The organism is Sphingobium jiangsuense, assembly GCF_014196495.1.
In the GTDB taxonomy this organism is placed as follows: domain Bacteria; phylum Pseudomonadota; class Alphaproteobacteria; order Sphingomonadales; family Sphingomonadaceae; genus Sphingobium; species Sphingobium jiangsuense.
The window spans coordinates 66,191-82,100 of record NZ_JACIDT010000013.1 but is presented as its reverse complement, the minus strand read 5'-3'; the positions used below and the strand labels follow the sequence as shown (position 1 = coordinate 82,100).

The window sequence follows — 15,910 nt, the reverse complement described above, 5'->3', positions numbered from 1 at the left end:
CAATTTCCTCCGCTGCTTTTATAAGGCGAAGCCATCATGCGAATTGCGTTTCTATTCATTGCGGAAGCATATCAAGCCTATCACCTCGCCGGGGTTGCTTTGGAACTGCGCCGGAAACCAGGAGTCGAGGTCGATATTTATTATAATGACCCGGCGATGCCCAGACATGTTGAACGGATTTGCGCGGCTTTTGGGGAGCCGCCGCTTAACGCCATAAGACTGAAACGCGATTGGAAGGCAAGGCTTATCCAGATGCCGCGCCTGCTCGGCCTTGCGAAAAAGCAGGTGCTGGCAGCCAATCTGGAAGAGTTGATGGGCTATGACATGGTCGTCTCGTCGGAGCGTGTCGGGGGCAATTTAGCACAACTGGCGGGAGATCGCCTCCGGTGGGCAAAGCTGGTCTATATTCCTCATGGACCGGTTGGCAGGCAGGTTGCTTCCGAGGCGAAGGCGGGGCTATTTGATCTGCTGTTGTTGCCGGGGCAAGGGGATCTTGAACGATATGGCGCCTTGGGGTGCCTGCATGAGGGGGGGTATCGCGTCACTGGCTATTCCAAGCTGGAGACGGTCGAAATGCTGGGACGCTCCATGCCCCCGCTTTTCTCTGAACAGCGGCCTATTGTACTCTATAATTCGCACAAAATAAGGAACCTCAGTTCCTGGCGGCCTTGGATCGAGCCATTGCTCGCACAATTTGCCCGGCAGGATATGTTCAACCTTATTGTCGCTCCTCATATTAAGATGTTTCATCGTCGCAGTGAAAGCGTGAAGGATCGCTGGCGTGCGCGTAGTACGCCGTCGATCCTGATCGATCCCGGCTCGGATCGTTGCCTCGATAACAGTTATACGCAAATAGCCGACATCTATTTGGGCGATGTGTCGAGCCAGGTTACTGAGTTTTTGCGCTATCCGCGCCCATGTGTATTTCTCAATCCCAATAAAGTGGAATGGCGCGGCGATCCGCATTTCCGGTTCTGGACGCTCGGTGAGGTGGTCGAAGATATTGATGATCTCATGCCCGCCCTTCGCCGTGCGCAGGAATTGCATCCTCACTATATGAAAGCGCAGAAAGCCTTTATCGGCAGCAGCCTGCTTCAGCCCCCAGGCGGCGCCATTCGCTATACCGCCGACAGCTTGCTCGAATATCTTGAAAAGGGCAGGGTCGACCCATGACCGAAGCGAAGGCGGCAAGGCGCATTGCCTTTCTGTTCAACCATGACGCCGCGCATCAGATCGCGCACACTGCTGGCGTGATGCGCGCCTATGCGCTCGCCCAACCGCAGGACGAGGTGCTGGCAATCGTCGGCACACCCACCATTGCCGCCACTGTCGCGGCGCTGGTGGGCGAGGATGTCGCGCTGTGTCTGCACTGGCATGAATTGTCGCTGCCCGACTTGGAAAAGGCATTGCTGGCGCCTGTCAACAAGCTGGCGCCGGTCTATCGCCTTGCCCGGTTGCGCCGTCATCTCGATCTGTTCGCCGGGTGCGATCTTGTGGTTTCACCCGAGCGGACCTGCCTCTGGGTGAAGCGGCAATTGGGGAACAGATCCCCGTCTTTCGTCTTTATTCCCCATGGCGCAGGCGATCGCGATGTTTCCTATCATCCGGCGCTGGGCGGTTTCGATCTGATGCTGGTAAGTGGCCGCAAAGTGGCCGATGAGATGATAAGGCAAGGCGTGACGAGCAGCAATCAGGTGCGGATCGTGGGCTATCCCAAGTTCGATACCATCGATCTGTCGCGCCGGGTCGATCCCTTTGGCAATGGGATGCCGACCTTCCTCTATAATCCGCATTTCGATCCGCTGCTGTCGTCCTGGTATAGGCATGGCAATGCGTTGATCGCGGCCTTTCGCGACGACCCGTCGCTGGGCAATCTGATCGTCGCCCCCCATGTCATGCTGTTCCGTAAAAAGCTGCATTATTCGCCGGAATATCATCGCCTGCGCAGACGCCCGAATGTCGAGGGCTTGTCTCACGGGAAGACGAGCAGCCTGATTGCGGCCAATATCTATGTCGATCTTGCCGGCCCCGCGCTGTTCGACATGAGCTATACCCTTTCGGCCGACGCCTATATTGGCGATGCGTCCAGCCAAGTCTACGAGTTTCTGCTTCGGCCAAGGCCCTGCTTCTTCTTCGATGTACGCGGGATTAGTAAAGGAGCAGACCTGAGCAATCCGCCTGCCGATGTTCGCTTTTGGCTGGCTGGCGAGGTGGTGCGGACTGTGCCCGAACTTGTTGTCGCGCTGCGTCGTCGGCAGGAGAGCGGCGTGCGCCATCGGGCCGGGCAGATCGCACTGTTCGAAGAAACTATGTCGGTCCCTCCGCTGGAGGAAGGCGAAGAAGCAGGGAAAGGGCAGCATTTCGCTGCTTGTGACCGCGCGGCTCGGGAGCTTGCCTTATACGCCCATAAACTGCCGTTTCGGCTGTGAGGTTGCAGGGCAGCTCTCTCCACTTTTGCGCAAATGCAAAAAAAACATTGAGGGATCGGCCGTCGGCTCCTATCTGGACCCATCGAAATTCCTAGAGGCAGATGAGTCATGGCTTCATTCACGCTTCCCAAGAACAGCAAGATCACCGGCAAGGGCAGGGTGCACAAGGCGGAGGGAGCCGCCAACGTCAAGAAGTTCAAGGTCTATCGCTACGATCCTGAATCGGGCGAGAATCCGCGCTACGACATGTTCGAGATCGATCTCGACACTTGCGGGCCGATGGTGCTCGACGCGCTCATCAAGATGAAGAACGAGCAGGATTCGACGCTGACCTTCCGCCGCTCCTGCCGCGAGGGCATTTGCGGGTCCTGCGCGATGAACATCAACGGCAAGAACGGCCTCGCCTGCACCACCGCGATCGAGGATTGCAAGGGCGAGGTGCGCATCACGCCGCTGCCGCATATGGATGTCATCAAGGACCTGGTTCCCGATTTCACCCATTTCTATGCGCAATATGCGTCGATCCAGCCCTGGCTCAAGACCGTCTCCACCACGCCTTCGGGCAAGGAGCGGCTCCAGTCGCCGGAGGATCGCGAGAAGCTCGACGGGCTTTACGAGTGCATCCTGTGCGCCTGCTGCTCGACCAGCTGCCCCAGCTACTGGTGGAACAGCGACAAGTTCCTCGGCCCGGCGATCCTGCTTCAGGCCTATCGCTGGCTGGCCGACAGCCGCGACGAGATGACCGGCGAGCGTCTCGACGCGCTGGAGGATCCGTTCCGCCTCTATCGCTGCCACACCATCATGAACTGCGCCAATGTCTGCCCCAAGGGGCTGTCCCCGGCCAAGGCGATCGCCGAGACCAAGAAGATGATGGTGGAGCGCGCGCTCTAGGATGTATGGTTATTCAGCCCATGGCGGGCTGCAAATGGCGGCTTTCTGCGCTTCCGGTGCTCACGACCCTTTTAGGTCGCTGCGCGCCGGTTCTCAAAATCCACCATTTTCGCTCCGCCCTGAGCTGAATCCTCACACACCCTAAAAAATCGCGAGTACAGATAATGCGCATGCCCGGCTGGCTGTTGTTCGATTTTCGGGGAAGCGGCAGCTGGCCGGACCATTGGCCCCCGGTCCATTACCGGCGCGAGACGGATCGGTTGATCCGCTTTCGCCTGATGCCGCCCGATCGCGCGGTCAATCAACTGGGCACGCTGCACGGCGGCTTCCTCGCCGGCATCGCCGAAAACAATATGGGTCTGTTCCTGGCCGGGGAGGATGGCGGCCCGCCACAGGCGGTCGCCGTTTCCCTCTCGCTCGACTATTGCGCGCCCGGCAGGCCGGGAGAGGTGCTGGAAGGCGAGCTGGAACTGGTGCGCGACACCTTCCGCATGCAGTTCGTTCGGATCATGCTGATGCAGCAGGGCGAGCCGGTCCTTCAGGCGAGTGGCATCCTCAAGAAGCTGAAGGCAGCGGCGGCATGACCTCGGTGCTGGCGCGCTATCAGCGGCTCGTCGCGGCAGGCGAATTGCGGGAAGATGCGGACCAGGCCGCCGCCGCCGGGCGATTGACGCGGCTTCAGGAAGAACTGGAGGCGACGCCCGCACGCGGCTCGCTGCTGTGGAAGGTGCTGGGCAAGGCGCCGCAGCCGCCGCGCGGCCTCTATCTCTGGGGCGGGGTCGGGCGCGGCAAGTCGATGCTGATGGACCTGTTCTTCGACTGCGTGCAGGTGCAGCGCAAGCGGCGCGTGCATTTCCACGAATTCATGCTCGACGTGCATGCCCGGCTGCGCGAGGCGCGCAAGTCCGAAAGCGGCGATCCCATCCCGCCGGTGGTCGCGGCGCTGGCCGAGGAGGCGCGGCTGCTCTGCTTCGACGAGATGGTCGTCAACAACATGGCCGACGCGGCGATCATGTCGCGCCTGTTCACCGGCCTGCTGGAACAGCGGGTGACGATCGTCACCACGTCGAACCGGGTGCCGGACGATCTCTACAAGGACGGCCTCAACCGCCAGCTGTTCCTGCCCTTCATCGACCTCATCAAGGCGAAGCTCGACGTGATGAGCCTCAACGGCCCGGTGGATTACCGCCGCGACCGGCTGGGCAATGCGAAGCTGTGGCATGTGCCCAACGGGCCGGAGGCGACGGCGGCGCTGTCGGCGGCCTTTTTCCGCCTGACCGACTATTCGGTCGAGGACCGGGCGAAGGTGCCGAGTGAGGACATAAAGGTGCTGGGCGGCCGCACGCTGCACGTGCCCAAGGCGCTGAAGGGCGTCGCGGTGTTCTCGTTCAAGCGGCTGTGCGTCGAACCGCGCGGCGCAAGCGACTATCTGGCCATCGCACGCCACTATCATACGGTCATCATCGTCGGCATACCGGTGCTGGGCCCCGAAAAGCGGAACGAGGCGGCGCGCTTCGTCACGCTGATCGACGCGCTCTACGAATATAAGGTGAAGCTGCTCGCCAGCGCGGATGCGGAGCCGGTGGCGCTCTACCCGGAAGGGGACGGCGCGTTCGAATTCGAACGGACGGTATCGCGCCTGATGGAGATGCAATCCGACGATTATCTCGCGCTCGGACATGGGGAAGGCGCGGAGGTCGAATAGCGGTTCACATTTATTATTGCACTTGCGATGCATTTGCAATAATAAATGCTCCAATTGCGCATTGCGGTGTTGAAACCTTAAGGAAATGGGCTTAAGCGGGCACAGTTCATCGCGCCGGCAACGCCCGGCCTTGAAGGAGACTGACTGCAATGGCTCGCAAGAAAATCGCGCTGATCGGTGCCGGCAATATCGGTGGCACGCTGGCCCATCTGGCCGCTGCCAAGGAACTGGGCGATGTCGTCCTGCTCGACGTGGCCGAAGGCATCCCGCAGGGCAAGGCGCTCGACCTGTCCCAGTGCGGTCCGGTCGAAGGCTTTGATTCGGCCGTCACCGGCAGCAACGATTATGCGGCCATCGAAGGCGCGGACGTCATCATCGTCACCGCAGGCGTCGCCCGCAAGCCGGGCATGAGCCGCGACGATCTCCTCGGCATCAACCTCAAGGTGATGAAGGCCGTCGGCGAGGGCATCAAGCAGTACGCCCCCAATGCGTTCGTCATCTGCATCACCAATCCGCTCGACGCGATGGTGTGGGCGCTGCGCGAATTTTCCGGCCTGCCGCACAACATGGTCGTCGGCATGGCGGGCGTGCTGGACTCCGCCCGTTTCCGCACCTTCCTCGCGCAGGAATTCAACGTTTCGGTTCGCGACGTGACCGCGTTCGTGCTGGGCGGCCATGGCGACACCATGGTGCCGGTGGTCGAATATTCGACCGTCGCGGGCATCCCGATCCCCGACCTCATCGAAATGGGCTGGTCGACCAAGGAGCGCATCGACGCGATCGTGCAGCGCACCCGTTCGGGCGGCGGCGAGATCGTCGGCCTGCTCAAGACCGGCTCGGCCTTCTACGCGCCCGCGACCTCGGCCATCGAGATGGCGCAGGCCTATCTGGGCAACCAGAAGCGCCTGCTGCCCTGCGCGGTCAACCTTAATGGCGAATATGGCGTCGACAACCTCTATGTCGGCGTGCCGGTGATCCTGGGCGCAGGCGGCGTCGAGAAGATCGTCGAAATCAAGCTCAACGACGAAGCGAAGGCCAATTTCCAGCTTTCCGTCGATGCGGTGAAGGAACTGTTGGTCGCCTGCAAGGGCATCGAACCCAGCCTCGCCTGAACAAGCTGCACTCCCTCCCCAGGAATGTGTGCAGCCTGAGGAGGGATATCTAAAATGCCGCACCACCTGAAAATGGGGTAAGCATGTCCATTCTCATCGACAAGAATACCAAGGTTATCACGCAGGGGATGACCGGCGCGACCGGCACCTTCCATACCGAGCAGGCGCTCGCCTACGGCACGCAGATGGTCGCGGGCGTGACGCCGGGCAAGGGCGGGACCACCCATCTCGGCCTGCCCAATTTCGACACCGTCGCCGAAGCGAAGCATGCGACCGGCGCCGATGCGACCGTGATCTACGTTCCGCCGCCATTCGCCGCGGACTCGATCCTCGAAGCGATCGACGCGGAAATTCCGCTGATCGTCTGCATCACCGAGGGCATTCCGGTGCTCGACATGGTGAAGGTGAAGCGTGCGCTTTCGGGTTCCAAGTCGCGCCTCATCGGCCCGAACTGCCCCGGCGTGCTGACGCCCGGCGAGTGCAAGATCGGCATCATGCCCGGCAACATCTTCAAGAAGGGCAGCGTCGGCGTCGTCTCGCGCTCCGGCACGCTGACCTATGAGGCGGTGTTCCAGACCTCGAACGCGGGCCTCGGCCAGACCACGGCCGTCGGTATCGGCGGCGACCCGGTCAACGGCACCAACTTCATCGACGTGCTCGAACTGTTCCTCGCCGACGATGCGACCGAAAGCATCATCATGATCGGCGAGATCGGCGGCAACGCCGAGGAGCAGGCCGCGCAGTTCCTGAAGGATGAAGCCAAGCGCGGGCGCAAGAAGCCGATGGCCGGCTTCATCGCGGGCCGCACGGCGCCTCCGGGACGCCGCATGGGCCATGCGGGCGCCATCGTCTCCGGTGGCCAGGGCGGCGCGGAGGACAAGATCGCGGCGATGGAAGAAGCCGGGATCAAGGTCGCGGCCAGCCCGTCGGAACTCGGCACCACGCTGCTGGAAGTCCTCAAGGGCTGAAATTGTCATCACCTTCCGGCGTCCGGCGGCGCCGGAAGGTCTTCCGTCCCCCGACTGCACGCGGGACCACAGGGCGAAGGATATGAACATGGGCTATGAAGGCCAGGATTTCGAAGGCGCGCTGGAAGTGGAGCAAGGGCCGAGCTGGGAACGTCCCAACTGGCCGCTGACCGCCACGGACGACCTGACGGCGGCGCTTGATCCCACGCAGATGCAGGTTGCCGTCAAGGCGGCCGCGAAATCGTCCGGCAAGACGCTGTCGGAAAACGAGGTGGTGGAGGCCGCCGCCGACAGCATCCGCGCGATGATGCTGATCCGCACCTATCGCGTGCGCGGCCATCTCGCCGCCAATCTCGATCCGCTGGGCCTGTCCCACCGCGAGCTGCCCGCCGACCTGACGCCGGAATATCACGGCTTCTCCGGCGCCGCGCTCGACCGCCGCGTCTATGTCGGCGGCGTGCTCGGCCTCGAATGGACGACGGTGCGCGAACTGGTCGAAATCCTCCGCGCCAATTATTGCGGCAATGTCGGCCTCGAATATATGCACATCGCCGATGTCGAGGAGCGCCGCTTCCTTCAGGAGCGCATGGAAGGCGCCGACAAGGAGATCATCTTCACGCCCGAAGGCAAGCGGGCGATCCTCTCCAAGGTGATCCACGCCGAGCAGTACGAGAAGTTTCTCGGCAAGAAATATGTGGGCACCAAGCGCTTCGGCCTCGATGGCGGCGAGTCCATGATCCCCGCGCTCGAAGCGGTGATCAAATATGGCGGCCAGCTCGGTGTGCGCGAGATCGTCTACGGCATGGCCCATCGCGGCCGCCTCAACGTGCTCGCCAATGTGATGGCCAAGGGCTTCCGCGTCATCTTCCACGAATTTTCGGGCGGCACCGCCAATCCGGAGGATGTCGGCGGCTCCGGCGACGTGAAATATCACCTCGGCACCAGCACCGACCGCGAATTCGACGGCATCAAGGTGCATATGAGCCTGGTGCCCAACCCGTCGCACCTCGAAACCGTGGACCCGGTCGTGCTCGGCAAGGTCCGCGCGCAGCAGGTGTTCCATGACGATATCGGTCCGGGCCGCCACACCCAGGCGCTGCCGGTCCTCATCCATGGCGACGCGGCGTTCGCCGGGCAGGGCATCGTCTGGGAATGCTTCGGCTTTTCCGGCGTTCCGGGCTACAACACCGGCGGCTGCATCCATTTCGTCGTCAACAACCAGATCGGCTTCACCACCAGCCCGCAATTCTCGCGCGGCTCGCCCTATCCGTCGGACGTGGCGAAGGGCGTGCAGGCGCCGATCCTGCATGTGAACGGCGACGATCCCGAAGCGGTCACCTTCGCCTGCAAGCTGGCGATCGACTATCGCCAGACCTTCCATCGCGACATCGTGATCGACATGTGGTGCTATCGCCGCTTCGGCCACAATGAAGGCGACGAGCCGGGCTTCACCCAGCCGCTGATGTACAAGCAGATCCGGCAGCATCCGCCGGTCAGCGAGGTCTACGGCGCGCGGCTGAAGGCGCAGGGCGTGATCGACGACGCGTTCGTCAGCGACGCGACGCAGCAGTTCGTCGACCATCTCGAACAGGAATTCGAGGCCGCCAAGACCTACAAGGCCAATCATGCCGACTGGTTCGCCGGCCGCTGGTCGGGCCTGCATCAGCCCGCCGATATCGAAACCAGTCGCAAGAATGTGGAAACCGCGATCGAGAAGAAGCTGTTCGACAGCCTCGGCAAGACGCTGACCACGGTTCCGGAAAATATCAACATTCACAAGACTTTGCGTCGCATTCTTGACGCCAAGGCAGAGATGTTCCGCAGCGGCGAGGGCTTCGACTGGGCGACCGGCGAGGCGCTGGCGTTCGGCAGCCTGCTGTCCGAAGGCTATGGCGTGCGCCTGTCCGGGCAGGACAGCGGGCGCGGCACGTTCAGCCATCGTCACAGCGTCTGGGTCGATCAGGACACGGAAGAGAAATATGTTCCGCTGTCCACCGTCCGCTATGGCCGGTTCGAGGTCTATGACAGCCCGCTTTCCGAATATGGCGTGCTGGGCTTCGAATATGGCTATGCGATGGCCGACCCGAAGAGCCTGGTGATCTGGGAAGCGCAGTTCGGCGATTTCGCCAACGGCGCGCAGATCATGATCGACCAGTATGTGGCGGCGTCCGAAGCCAAGTGGCTGCGCGCCAACGGCATCGTGATGCTGTTGCCGCACGGCTATGAAGGGCAGGGGCCGGAGCACAGCTCCGCGCGTCTGGAACGCTATCTCCAGCTCTGCGCGGAGGGCAATATCCAGGTCGCCAACTGCACGACGCCGGCGAACTATTTCCACATCCTGCGCCGCCAGATGCTGCGGCCGTTCCGCAAGCCGCTCATCATCATGGCCCCCAAGTCACTGCTGCGCCACAAGGCGGCGGTCAGCCGGGCCGAGGACTTCATGGGCGACAACCACTTCATGCGCATCCTGTCGGATACCAATCCGGCCGCCGACAAGGATACGCGCCGCCTCGTGCTGTGCAGCGGCAAGGTCGCCTACGACCTGATCGACGCGCGGGACGCGGCGGGCGACACGGATGTGCAGATCGTCCGGATCGAGCAGCTCTATCCGTTCCCGACCGAGGCGCTGGCCATCCGTCTCCAGCGGATGACCAATCTGCAAGAGGTCGTCTGGTGCCAGGAAGAGCCGAAGAACAATGGCGGCTGGTTCTTCGTCGAGCCCTATATCGAGGAAGCCCTGAAGCAGGCGGGCAAGGCCCCGATGCGCGCGCGCTATGCGGGCCGCAAGGCGTCGGCCTCGCCCGCGACGGGTCTTGCCAAGCGCCATGTCGCCGAGCAGGGCGCCCTTATCGCCGATGCGCTGGGTCACAGCGTCCGTACCGAAATCAAACGTCAGCAGAAGGGTTGATCCCATCATGGCAACTGAAGTCCAGGTTCCCGTTCTGGGAGAATCCGTTACCGAAGCAACCGTCGGCGCATGGCTGAAGAAGCCGGGCGACGCGGTCGCCGTCGATGAGCCCATCGCCAGCCTCGAAACCGACAAGGTCGCGGTCGACGTTCCCTCGCCGGTCGCGGGCGTGATGGGCCAGCATATGGTGTCCGAAGGCGATACCGTGAATGTCGGCGCGGTGATCGCGATCGTCGAGGAAGGCGCCACCGCCGCCGCCAAGCCCGCAGCCGCTGCCGCTCCGGCCGCCGCTGCATCCGCCCCGGCGCCTGCCGCGGCCGCTGCACCTGCCGCCGCTGTCGAGGAAGGCGGCGCGGTCACCCTGTCCCCGGCGGTGCGCCGTCTGGTGCTGGAGCATGGCCTCGATCCCAGCCGAATCAAGGGCACCGGCAAGGACGGCCGCCTGACCAAGGATGACGTGATGGCCGCCGTCGCCGCCGGCACCGCGAAGGCGGATGCCGCCGCCGCCGCTCCGGCCGCCGCCGCCGTCGCTTCCGGGCCGCAGCGCGCGGAAGAGCGGGTGAAGATGACCCGCCTGCGCCAGACCGTCGCCAAGCGCCTGAAGAGCGCGCAGGAAACCGCCGCTCTCCTCACCACCTTCAACGATGTGGACATGAGCGCGGTGATCGAGGCGCGCGCCAGGTACAAGGATCTGTTCGAGAAGAAGCATGGCGTCCGTCTGGGCTTCATGGGCTTTTTCACCAAGGCCGTGTGCATGGCCCTGCGGGATGTGCCCGCCGTCAACGCGCAGATCGAGGGCGACGAGATCGTCTATCACAACTATGCCGACATCTCGGTCGCGGTCAGCGCGCCCAACGGCCTGGTCGTGCCGGTGATCCGCAACGCCGAGGAAATGAGCGTCGCGGAAATCGAGAAGACCATCGGCGATTTCGGCAAGCGCGCCAAGGAAGGCGCGCTGACGATGGAAGACATGAAGGGCGGCACCTTCACCATCTCCAACGGCGGCGTCTTCGGCTCGCTGATGTCCACCCCGATCATCAACCCGCCGCAGTCGGCGGTGCTGGGCCTGCACCGTATCGAGGACCGCCCGGTCGTCCGCAACGGTCAGGTGGTCGTGCGGCCGATGATGTATCTGGCGCTCAGCTACGACCATCGCCTGATCGACGGCCGCGAGGCGGTGACCTTCCTAGTCGCGATCAAGAACGCGATCGAGGATCCGACCCGCCTGCTGATCGACCTGTAAGATTTGAACCCGTCCGGGCCCGACCTTGTCACGGCCCGGACTTTTCCCGAATATAGAACGGCCCCTTTGAACGGTCAGGCTGACAAGGCCGGGGGGAACGGAGTGCGACTATGGCAGAGTTCGATTATGACGTTCTGGTGATCGGCGCCGGTCCCGGCGGCTATGTGGCGGCGATCCGCGCGGCGCAACTGGGCCTCAGGACCGCCTGCGCGGAAAGCCGGGAAACGCTGGGGGGCACCTGCCTCAATGTCGGCTGCATCCCGTCCAAGGCGCTGCTGCACGCGTCCGAGAAATATGAGGAAGTGTCGAGCGGCCTGCTCGCCAAATATGGCGTGAAGGTGAAGGGCGCCGAACTCGACCTCGACGACATGATGGACGAGAAGAAGAAGGTCGTCAGCAGCCTGACCGGCGGCATCGAATTCCTGTTCAAGAAGAACAAGGTCGAGTGGCTGAAGGGCCTCGCGACCTTCAAGGACGCGCACAGCGTCGAAGTGGCGGGCAAGACCGTCACCGCGAAGAATGTCGTTATCGCCACCGGTTCGTCGGTCACGCCGCTGCCGGGCGTGGAGATCGACAACGCCAAGGGCATCGTGGTCGATTCCACCGGCGCGCTCGACCTTGAGAAGGTGCCGGGTCACATGGTCGTCATCGGCGGCGGCGTGATCGGCCTGGAACTGGGCTCGGTGTGGCGGCGCCTCGGCGCGAAAGTCACGGTGGTCGAGTATCTCGACCAGATCCTGCCCGGCATGGACGGCGACGTGCGCAAGGAAGCCGCCAAGCTGTTCGCCAAGCAGGGCTTCGCCATCAAGACCGGCACCAAGGTGACCGGCGTCGAGGTGAAGGGCAAGAAGGCGAAGGTCAGCGTCGAACCGGCCGCGGGCGGCGAGGGCGAGACGATCGAGGCCGATGTCGTGCTGGTCGCGATCGGCCGCAAGCCGAACACCGACGGACTGGGCCTCGACAAGATCGGGCTGGCCGTCAACCAGCGCGGGCAGATCGAGACCGACCATGAATTCGCGACCGCGGTTTCCGGCGTCTGGGCGATCGGCGACGTGATCCCCGGCCCGATGCTCGCGCACAAGGCCGAGGACGAAGGCGTCGCGGTGGCGGAGAATATCGCGGGCCTGACCGGCATCGTGAACCATGACGTGATCCCGGCGGTGGTCTACACCCATCCGGAAATCGCCAGCGTCGGCCTGACCGAGGAGCAGGCGAAGGAAAAGGGCAAGGTGAAGGTCGGCAAGTTCATGATGCTGGCCAACAGCCGCGCCAAGGCGAATGACGATACCGACGGCTTCGTGAAGATCATCGCCGATGCCGACACCGACCGGGTGCTGGGCGTCCACATCATCGCGTCGGTCGCCGGCACGATGATCGCGCAGGCCGCGCAGGCCATGGAATTCGGCGCGACGTCGGAAGACATCGCCTATACCTGCCACGCGCATCCCACCCACAGCGAGGCGGTGAAGGAAGCCGCGATGGCGGTGCTGGGCAAACCGATCCATATGTGAGGGCTTTTCGGGGCTTTCCGGACACAGGAAAAGGAGGCGGCTTCCGGCGGGAGGCCGCCTTTTTGTTGGGCGGGCGCTGTTAGGATAGGGCGTTCGGTTTTGAGGTGCTGAGTGACCTGGCCAAACTGTCATGGTGAACTTGTTTCAGCATCCATCAAGCCTGATAAGCCTACGCTCGATCCGGCGAAATGGACCCTGAGCCGGAGGCCAGCGCAGCTAACCAAGTTCAGGGTGCCGATAAGGCTGAGGTTCCCTTCTGATCCCATGCAGCGCTGTTCTCCATGCGATGTGCAAGCCTCCCTTACACTTGCCCGGCAGCCAGCACGAGCACCGCGCTCGACTTCGCCCCACAACCGGCCTACTGGGCAATCATGGCGCCCGCGGTCATTCCCATCCCGATAGATTCCCTGCTCGCCGCGCTGCACATCGTCGGCACGGCGGTGTTCGCGGCGTCGGGGGCGCTGGTCGCCGCCCGCTTGCGGCTGACGCTGGTGACCTTCCTGTTCTTCGCGCTCGCGACCGGGGTGGGGGGCGGCACCGTGCGCGATCTGCTGATCGGTGCGCCGGTGTTCTGGGTGCATGATCCCCGCCTCGCCATCGTCTGCTGCGTGGCCGGGCTGGCCGTCTGGTTCACGCCCTATCGCTGGCTCAGTCCGCGCGCGGTCGACTGGCTGGATGCGGTGGGGCTGGCGGCCTATTCGGTGTTCGGCACCGCCAAGGCGATGAGCTATGGCATCGATCCGTTCATCGCGGCGGTGATGGGCATATTGACGACCTGCGTCGGCGGTGTGATCCGCGATTTGCTGGCGGGGCAGCCGTCCATCCTGATCCGTCCCGAAATCTACGTGACCGCCGCCGCGCTGGCGGCCGGGCTGTATCCGATCCTGCTCGCGGGGGGAGCGTCGGAGGCCGTGGCTGGGCTGGTCGCGGCGGTGGTCGGTTTCGCGCTGCGGGCGGTGGCGATGACGAAGGGGTGGGGCCTTCCCGCCTATAGGGGTGGGGACAGCGATTAGCGGCGGAGAAGGTCCAGCAGCATCGCCGCCAGCCCCCTGTCGTCCTTTCCCGCCGCCGCGGCGGGAGCATAGGGCGCGCAGGAAAGGCAACTCGCCTGCACCGATGCGCCGCGTCCGATCAGCGCGGCGTCGCGCAGCGCGCGGGCGAGCATCTGCTGCTGCCGCTCGCCCTGCCGTCCGACCAGATCCCTGCCCGCGACCGGCGAGGCGGCGGCGCGGACGGAGCGCTTCTCGATCCAGTCCTCGATGAAGCGGGTGAAGGGATCGACCTTCGGCTCGATATGATAGGGCCGCGCCTTCGCCGGATCGAGCTTCGCAAGCCGGGCCGCTTCGGCGATCGCTTCCTCCAGCCCGCCGAAGCCGTCGACCAGGCCGAGCTGGCGGGCGGTGCCGCCATCCCATACGCGGCCCTGCGCGATCGCGTCCACCTTGTCCGGCGTGGTCTTGCGCGCGGCGGCGACCAGCGCGAGGAAGCGGCGATAGGCATCCTCCACCCCCAGCTGGGTGACGCGCCGGAATTCGGGGCTGAGCCCGCCCAGCACATTCGGCTCGCCCGACAGCGGCGTGGTGCGGATGCCGTCCGAGGTCACGCCGATCTTCGCCAGCATGCCTTCGAAGCTCGGCACGATGCCGAACACGCCGATGGAGCCGGTGACGGTGGACGGCTCGGCCAATATGCGGTCGGATGCGGTGGCGATCCAGTAGCCGCCGCTGGCCGCGACATTGCCCATCGACACCACCACCGGCAGCCCCTGCGCACGCGCCTCGACGATGGCCCGGCGGATCCGTTCCGACGCCAGCACCGACCCGCCGGGGGAATCGACGCGCAGCACCAGCGCCTTCAGATCCTTGTCCGCCAGCGCGCCGTAAAGCTGGTCGGCGATGCTGTCGCCGCCCGCCGTGCCGGGCACGGCCTCGCCGTCGACGATCTCGCCCGCCACGGTCAGCACGCCGATCTGCCCCTTGTTGGCGGGGCGCTTGGCGCGGATATAATCGTCGAGGTCGATCGCGGCGAAGGCGGGGCCGTCCTCCTTGCCGTTCTCGCCCGCGATACCGGCGACGCGCCGCTCGAACTCCCCGTCGTCGCCCAGCTTGTCCACCAGCTTGGCGTCGATCGCCGCGCGTGCGAGATTGCCCTGCGCGGCCTCCACGGCGGCGACCGGATCGGCGCTGTAGGGGATGATCCGCGCGGCGGGACGGGCGGCGGCGACATCGGCCTTCCAGTTCTGCCAGAGATGATCGGCCAGCGCCTGGTTCGCCTGCCGCGCTTCGGGCGACTGGTCGGTCCGCAGGAACGGCTCGACCGCGCTCTTGTAGGTGCCGACGCGGAAGATGTGGGTGGTGATGCCGAGCTTGTCGATCAGCCCCTTGTAATAAAGCTGCGACCCGCCCGGCCCCAGCAGCGCGACGCCGCCCAGCGGGTTGAGCCACACCTCGCCGGCATGGGCGGCCAGCTGATAGCCGTCATCCTCATAGGCGGTGGCATAGGCGAGCACCGGCTTCTTCGCGGCGCGCAGCCCGTCCAGCGCCTTGCCCACGCGGGCGATCGCGACCTGTCCGCCGCCCATGAAGCCGTCGAGGTCGAGCACCACCGCCTTGACGCGCGGATCGGTGCGCGCGGCCTCCAGCGCCATCACTATGTCGCGCAGCCTGTATTCGCGCACCGGGGCGGCGCCGCCGATCAGCAGGGATGCAGGATCGGCCGCTCTGGGCTGCTCGACGATATAGCCGTCGAGATCGAGCAGCAGCGCGCCCTCGCTGGTGTGCGCCGGGCGCTCCCCCGCCGAAAAGGTCAGCATCGCGTAGAGGGTGGCGAAGAACAGCAGCAGAAAGCACAGGACCAGCACGTCCTTCACCGCCATGATGAAACGCCAGATTGCCTTCGCAAATGCCATGGATGCCCTCTTCGGGAAGATCGGGAAGCGACAGGGCTAATGCGCGGCGCGGCGCATCGCAAGGGGAATGGGAAAATGCAAAAATTTCTTTCGCCCTCCTCTTGATCGGTCGAAAGGGCGTCCCATATGCACGTCGCTGGCACTCTCCGGGCGAGAGTGCTAAGGATGGATTGTCAGGGGTGATCCTTGCGGCCGGACAAGGGGCGGCGACAGCCGAAACGACCGGAAGCCGGGG

General features: G+C 64.1%; 12 protein-coding genes. 11 read left to right on the top strand and 1 reads right to left on the bottom strand.

All coding sequences use genetic code 11. From position 1 onward, the window contains the following. Window positions 1-36 precede the first annotated feature (36 nt). The 11 genes from GGR43_RS16605 (at window position 37) to GGR43_RS16555 (ending at window position 13,780) form a co-directional block, all read left to right on the top strand. A complete protein-coding gene (locus GGR43_RS16605) occupies window positions 37-1,173 on the top strand; it encodes a hypothetical protein (RefSeq protein ID WP_188073086.1) in 1,137 nt (378 codons plus the stop codon). Beyond that, a complete protein-coding gene (locus GGR43_RS16600) occupies window positions 1,170-2,429 on the top strand; it encodes a hypothetical protein (RefSeq protein WP_188073085.1) in 1,260 nt (419 codons plus the stop codon). Before GGR43_RS16605 ends, GGR43_RS16600 begins: the two co-directional genes overlap by 4 nt. 108 nt (window positions 2,430-2,537) lie before the next feature. Beyond that, complete coding sequence (locus GGR43_RS16595; RefSeq protein ID WP_188073084.1) at window positions 2,538-3,320, top strand: succinate dehydrogenase iron-sulfur subunit; 783 nt, start codon at window positions 2,538-2,540, stop codon at window positions 3,318-3,320. Window positions 3,321-3,490: 170 nt separating this feature from the next. Beyond that, window positions 3,491-3,904, top strand: coding sequence for a PaaI family thioesterase (locus tag GGR43_RS16590; RefSeq protein WP_188073083.1), 414 nt, complete (start codon window positions 3,491-3,493; stop codon window positions 3,902-3,904). After that, the gene (zapE, locus tag GGR43_RS16585; RefSeq protein ID WP_188073082.1) at window positions 3,901-5,025 is read left to right on the top strand and encodes a cell division protein ZapE; all 1,125 of its coding nucleotides are present in this window, start codon (window positions 3,901-3,903) and stop codon (window positions 5,023-5,025) included. Before GGR43_RS16590 ends, zapE begins: the two co-directional genes overlap by 4 nt. Window positions 5,026-5,174: 149 nt before the next feature. Continuing rightward, the gene (gene mdh, locus GGR43_RS16580) at window positions 5,175-6,137 is read left to right on the top strand and encodes a malate dehydrogenase (protein ID WP_188073081.1); all 963 of its coding nucleotides are present in this window, start codon (window positions 5,175-5,177) and stop codon (window positions 6,135-6,137) included. Window positions 6,138-6,220: 83 nt separating this feature from the next. Continuing rightward, window positions 6,221-7,105 (top strand): succinate--CoA ligase subunit alpha, encoded by an 885-nt coding sequence (gene sucD / locus GGR43_RS16575; RefSeq protein ID WP_188073080.1) that lies wholly within the window; start codon window positions 6,221-6,223, stop codon window positions 7,103-7,105. A gap of 88 nt (window positions 7,106-7,193) precedes the next feature. After that, a complete protein-coding gene (locus GGR43_RS16570) occupies window positions 7,194-10,013 on the top strand; it encodes a 2-oxoglutarate dehydrogenase E1 component (protein ID WP_188073079.1) in 2,820 nt (939 codons plus the stop codon). A 7-nt stretch (window positions 10,014-10,020) separates the two neighbouring features. Further along, window positions 10,021-11,256 carry a 2-oxoglutarate dehydrogenase complex dihydrolipoyllysine-residue succinyltransferase gene (gene odhB, locus GGR43_RS16565; protein WP_188073078.1) on the top strand — a complete coding sequence of 412 codons (1,236 nt, stop codon included), beginning with the start codon at window positions 10,021-10,023 and terminating at the stop codon, window positions 11,254-11,256. 110 nt (window positions 11,257-11,366) lie between these two features. Beyond that, on the top strand, window positions 11,367-12,767 hold the full coding sequence (gene lpdA, locus GGR43_RS16560; protein ID WP_188073077.1) for a dihydrolipoyl dehydrogenase: 1,401 nt from the start codon (window positions 11,367-11,369) through the stop codon (window positions 12,765-12,767). A gap of 371 nt (window positions 12,768-13,138) precedes the next feature. Then, window positions 13,139-13,780: a trimeric intracellular cation channel family protein gene (locus GGR43_RS16555; protein WP_188073076.1), complete on the top strand. Its 642-nt coding sequence runs from the start codon at window positions 13,139-13,141 to the stop codon at window positions 13,778-13,780. Here the strand turns inward: GGR43_RS16555 and sppA are convergent. Beyond that, a complete protein-coding gene (gene sppA, locus GGR43_RS16550; protein WP_188073075.1) occupies window positions 13,777-15,675 on the bottom strand; it encodes a signal peptide peptidase SppA in 1,899 nt (632 codons plus the stop codon). The two genes, GGR43_RS16555 and sppA, sit on opposite strands and share 4 nt — an antisense overlap. Window positions 15,676-15,910: the final 235 nt, after the last annotated feature.

Bases quoted from the DNA above. Each gene is read 5' to 3' on its own strand.
- GGR43_RS16605 (WP_188073086.1), top strand. From the start codon at position 37: ATGCGAATTGCGTTTCTATTCATTGCGGAAGCATATCAAGCCTATCAC.
- GGR43_RS16600 (WP_188073085.1), top strand. From the start codon at position 1,170: ATGACCGAAGCGAAGGCGGCAAGGCGCATTGCCTTTCTGTTCAACCAT.
- sucD (WP_188073080.1), top strand. From the start codon at position 6,221: ATGTCCATTCTCATCGACAAGAATACCAAGGTTATCACGCAGGGGATG.
- GGR43_RS16595 (WP_188073084.1), top strand. From the start codon at position 2,538: ATGGCTTCATTCACGCTTCCCAAGAACAGCAAGATCACCGGCAAGGGC.
- sppA (WP_188073075.1), bottom strand. From the start codon at position 15,675: ATGGCATTTGCGAAGGCAATCTGGCGTTTCATCATGGCGGTGAAGGAC.
- GGR43_RS16590 (WP_188073083.1), top strand. From the start codon at position 3,491: ATGCCCGGCTGGCTGTTGTTCGATTTTCGGGGAAGCGGCAGCTGGCCG.
- lpdA (WP_188073077.1), top strand. From the start codon at position 11,367: ATGGCAGAGTTCGATTATGACGTTCTGGTGATCGGCGCCGGTCCCGGC.
- mdh (WP_188073081.1), top strand. From the start codon at position 5,175: ATGGCTCGCAAGAAAATCGCGCTGATCGGTGCCGGCAATATCGGTGGC.
- GGR43_RS16570 (WP_188073079.1), top strand. From the start codon at position 7,194: ATGGGCTATGAAGGCCAGGATTTCGAAGGCGCGCTGGAAGTGGAGCAA.
- GGR43_RS16555 (WP_188073076.1), top strand. From the start codon at position 13,139: ATGGCGCCCGCGGTCATTCCCATCCCGATAGATTCCCTGCTCGCCGCG.
- zapE (WP_188073082.1), top strand. From the start codon at position 3,901: ATGACCTCGGTGCTGGCGCGCTATCAGCGGCTCGTCGCGGCAGGCGAA.
- odhB (WP_188073078.1), top strand. From the start codon at position 10,021: ATGGCAACTGAAGTCCAGGTTCCCGTTCTGGGAGAATCCGTTACCGAA.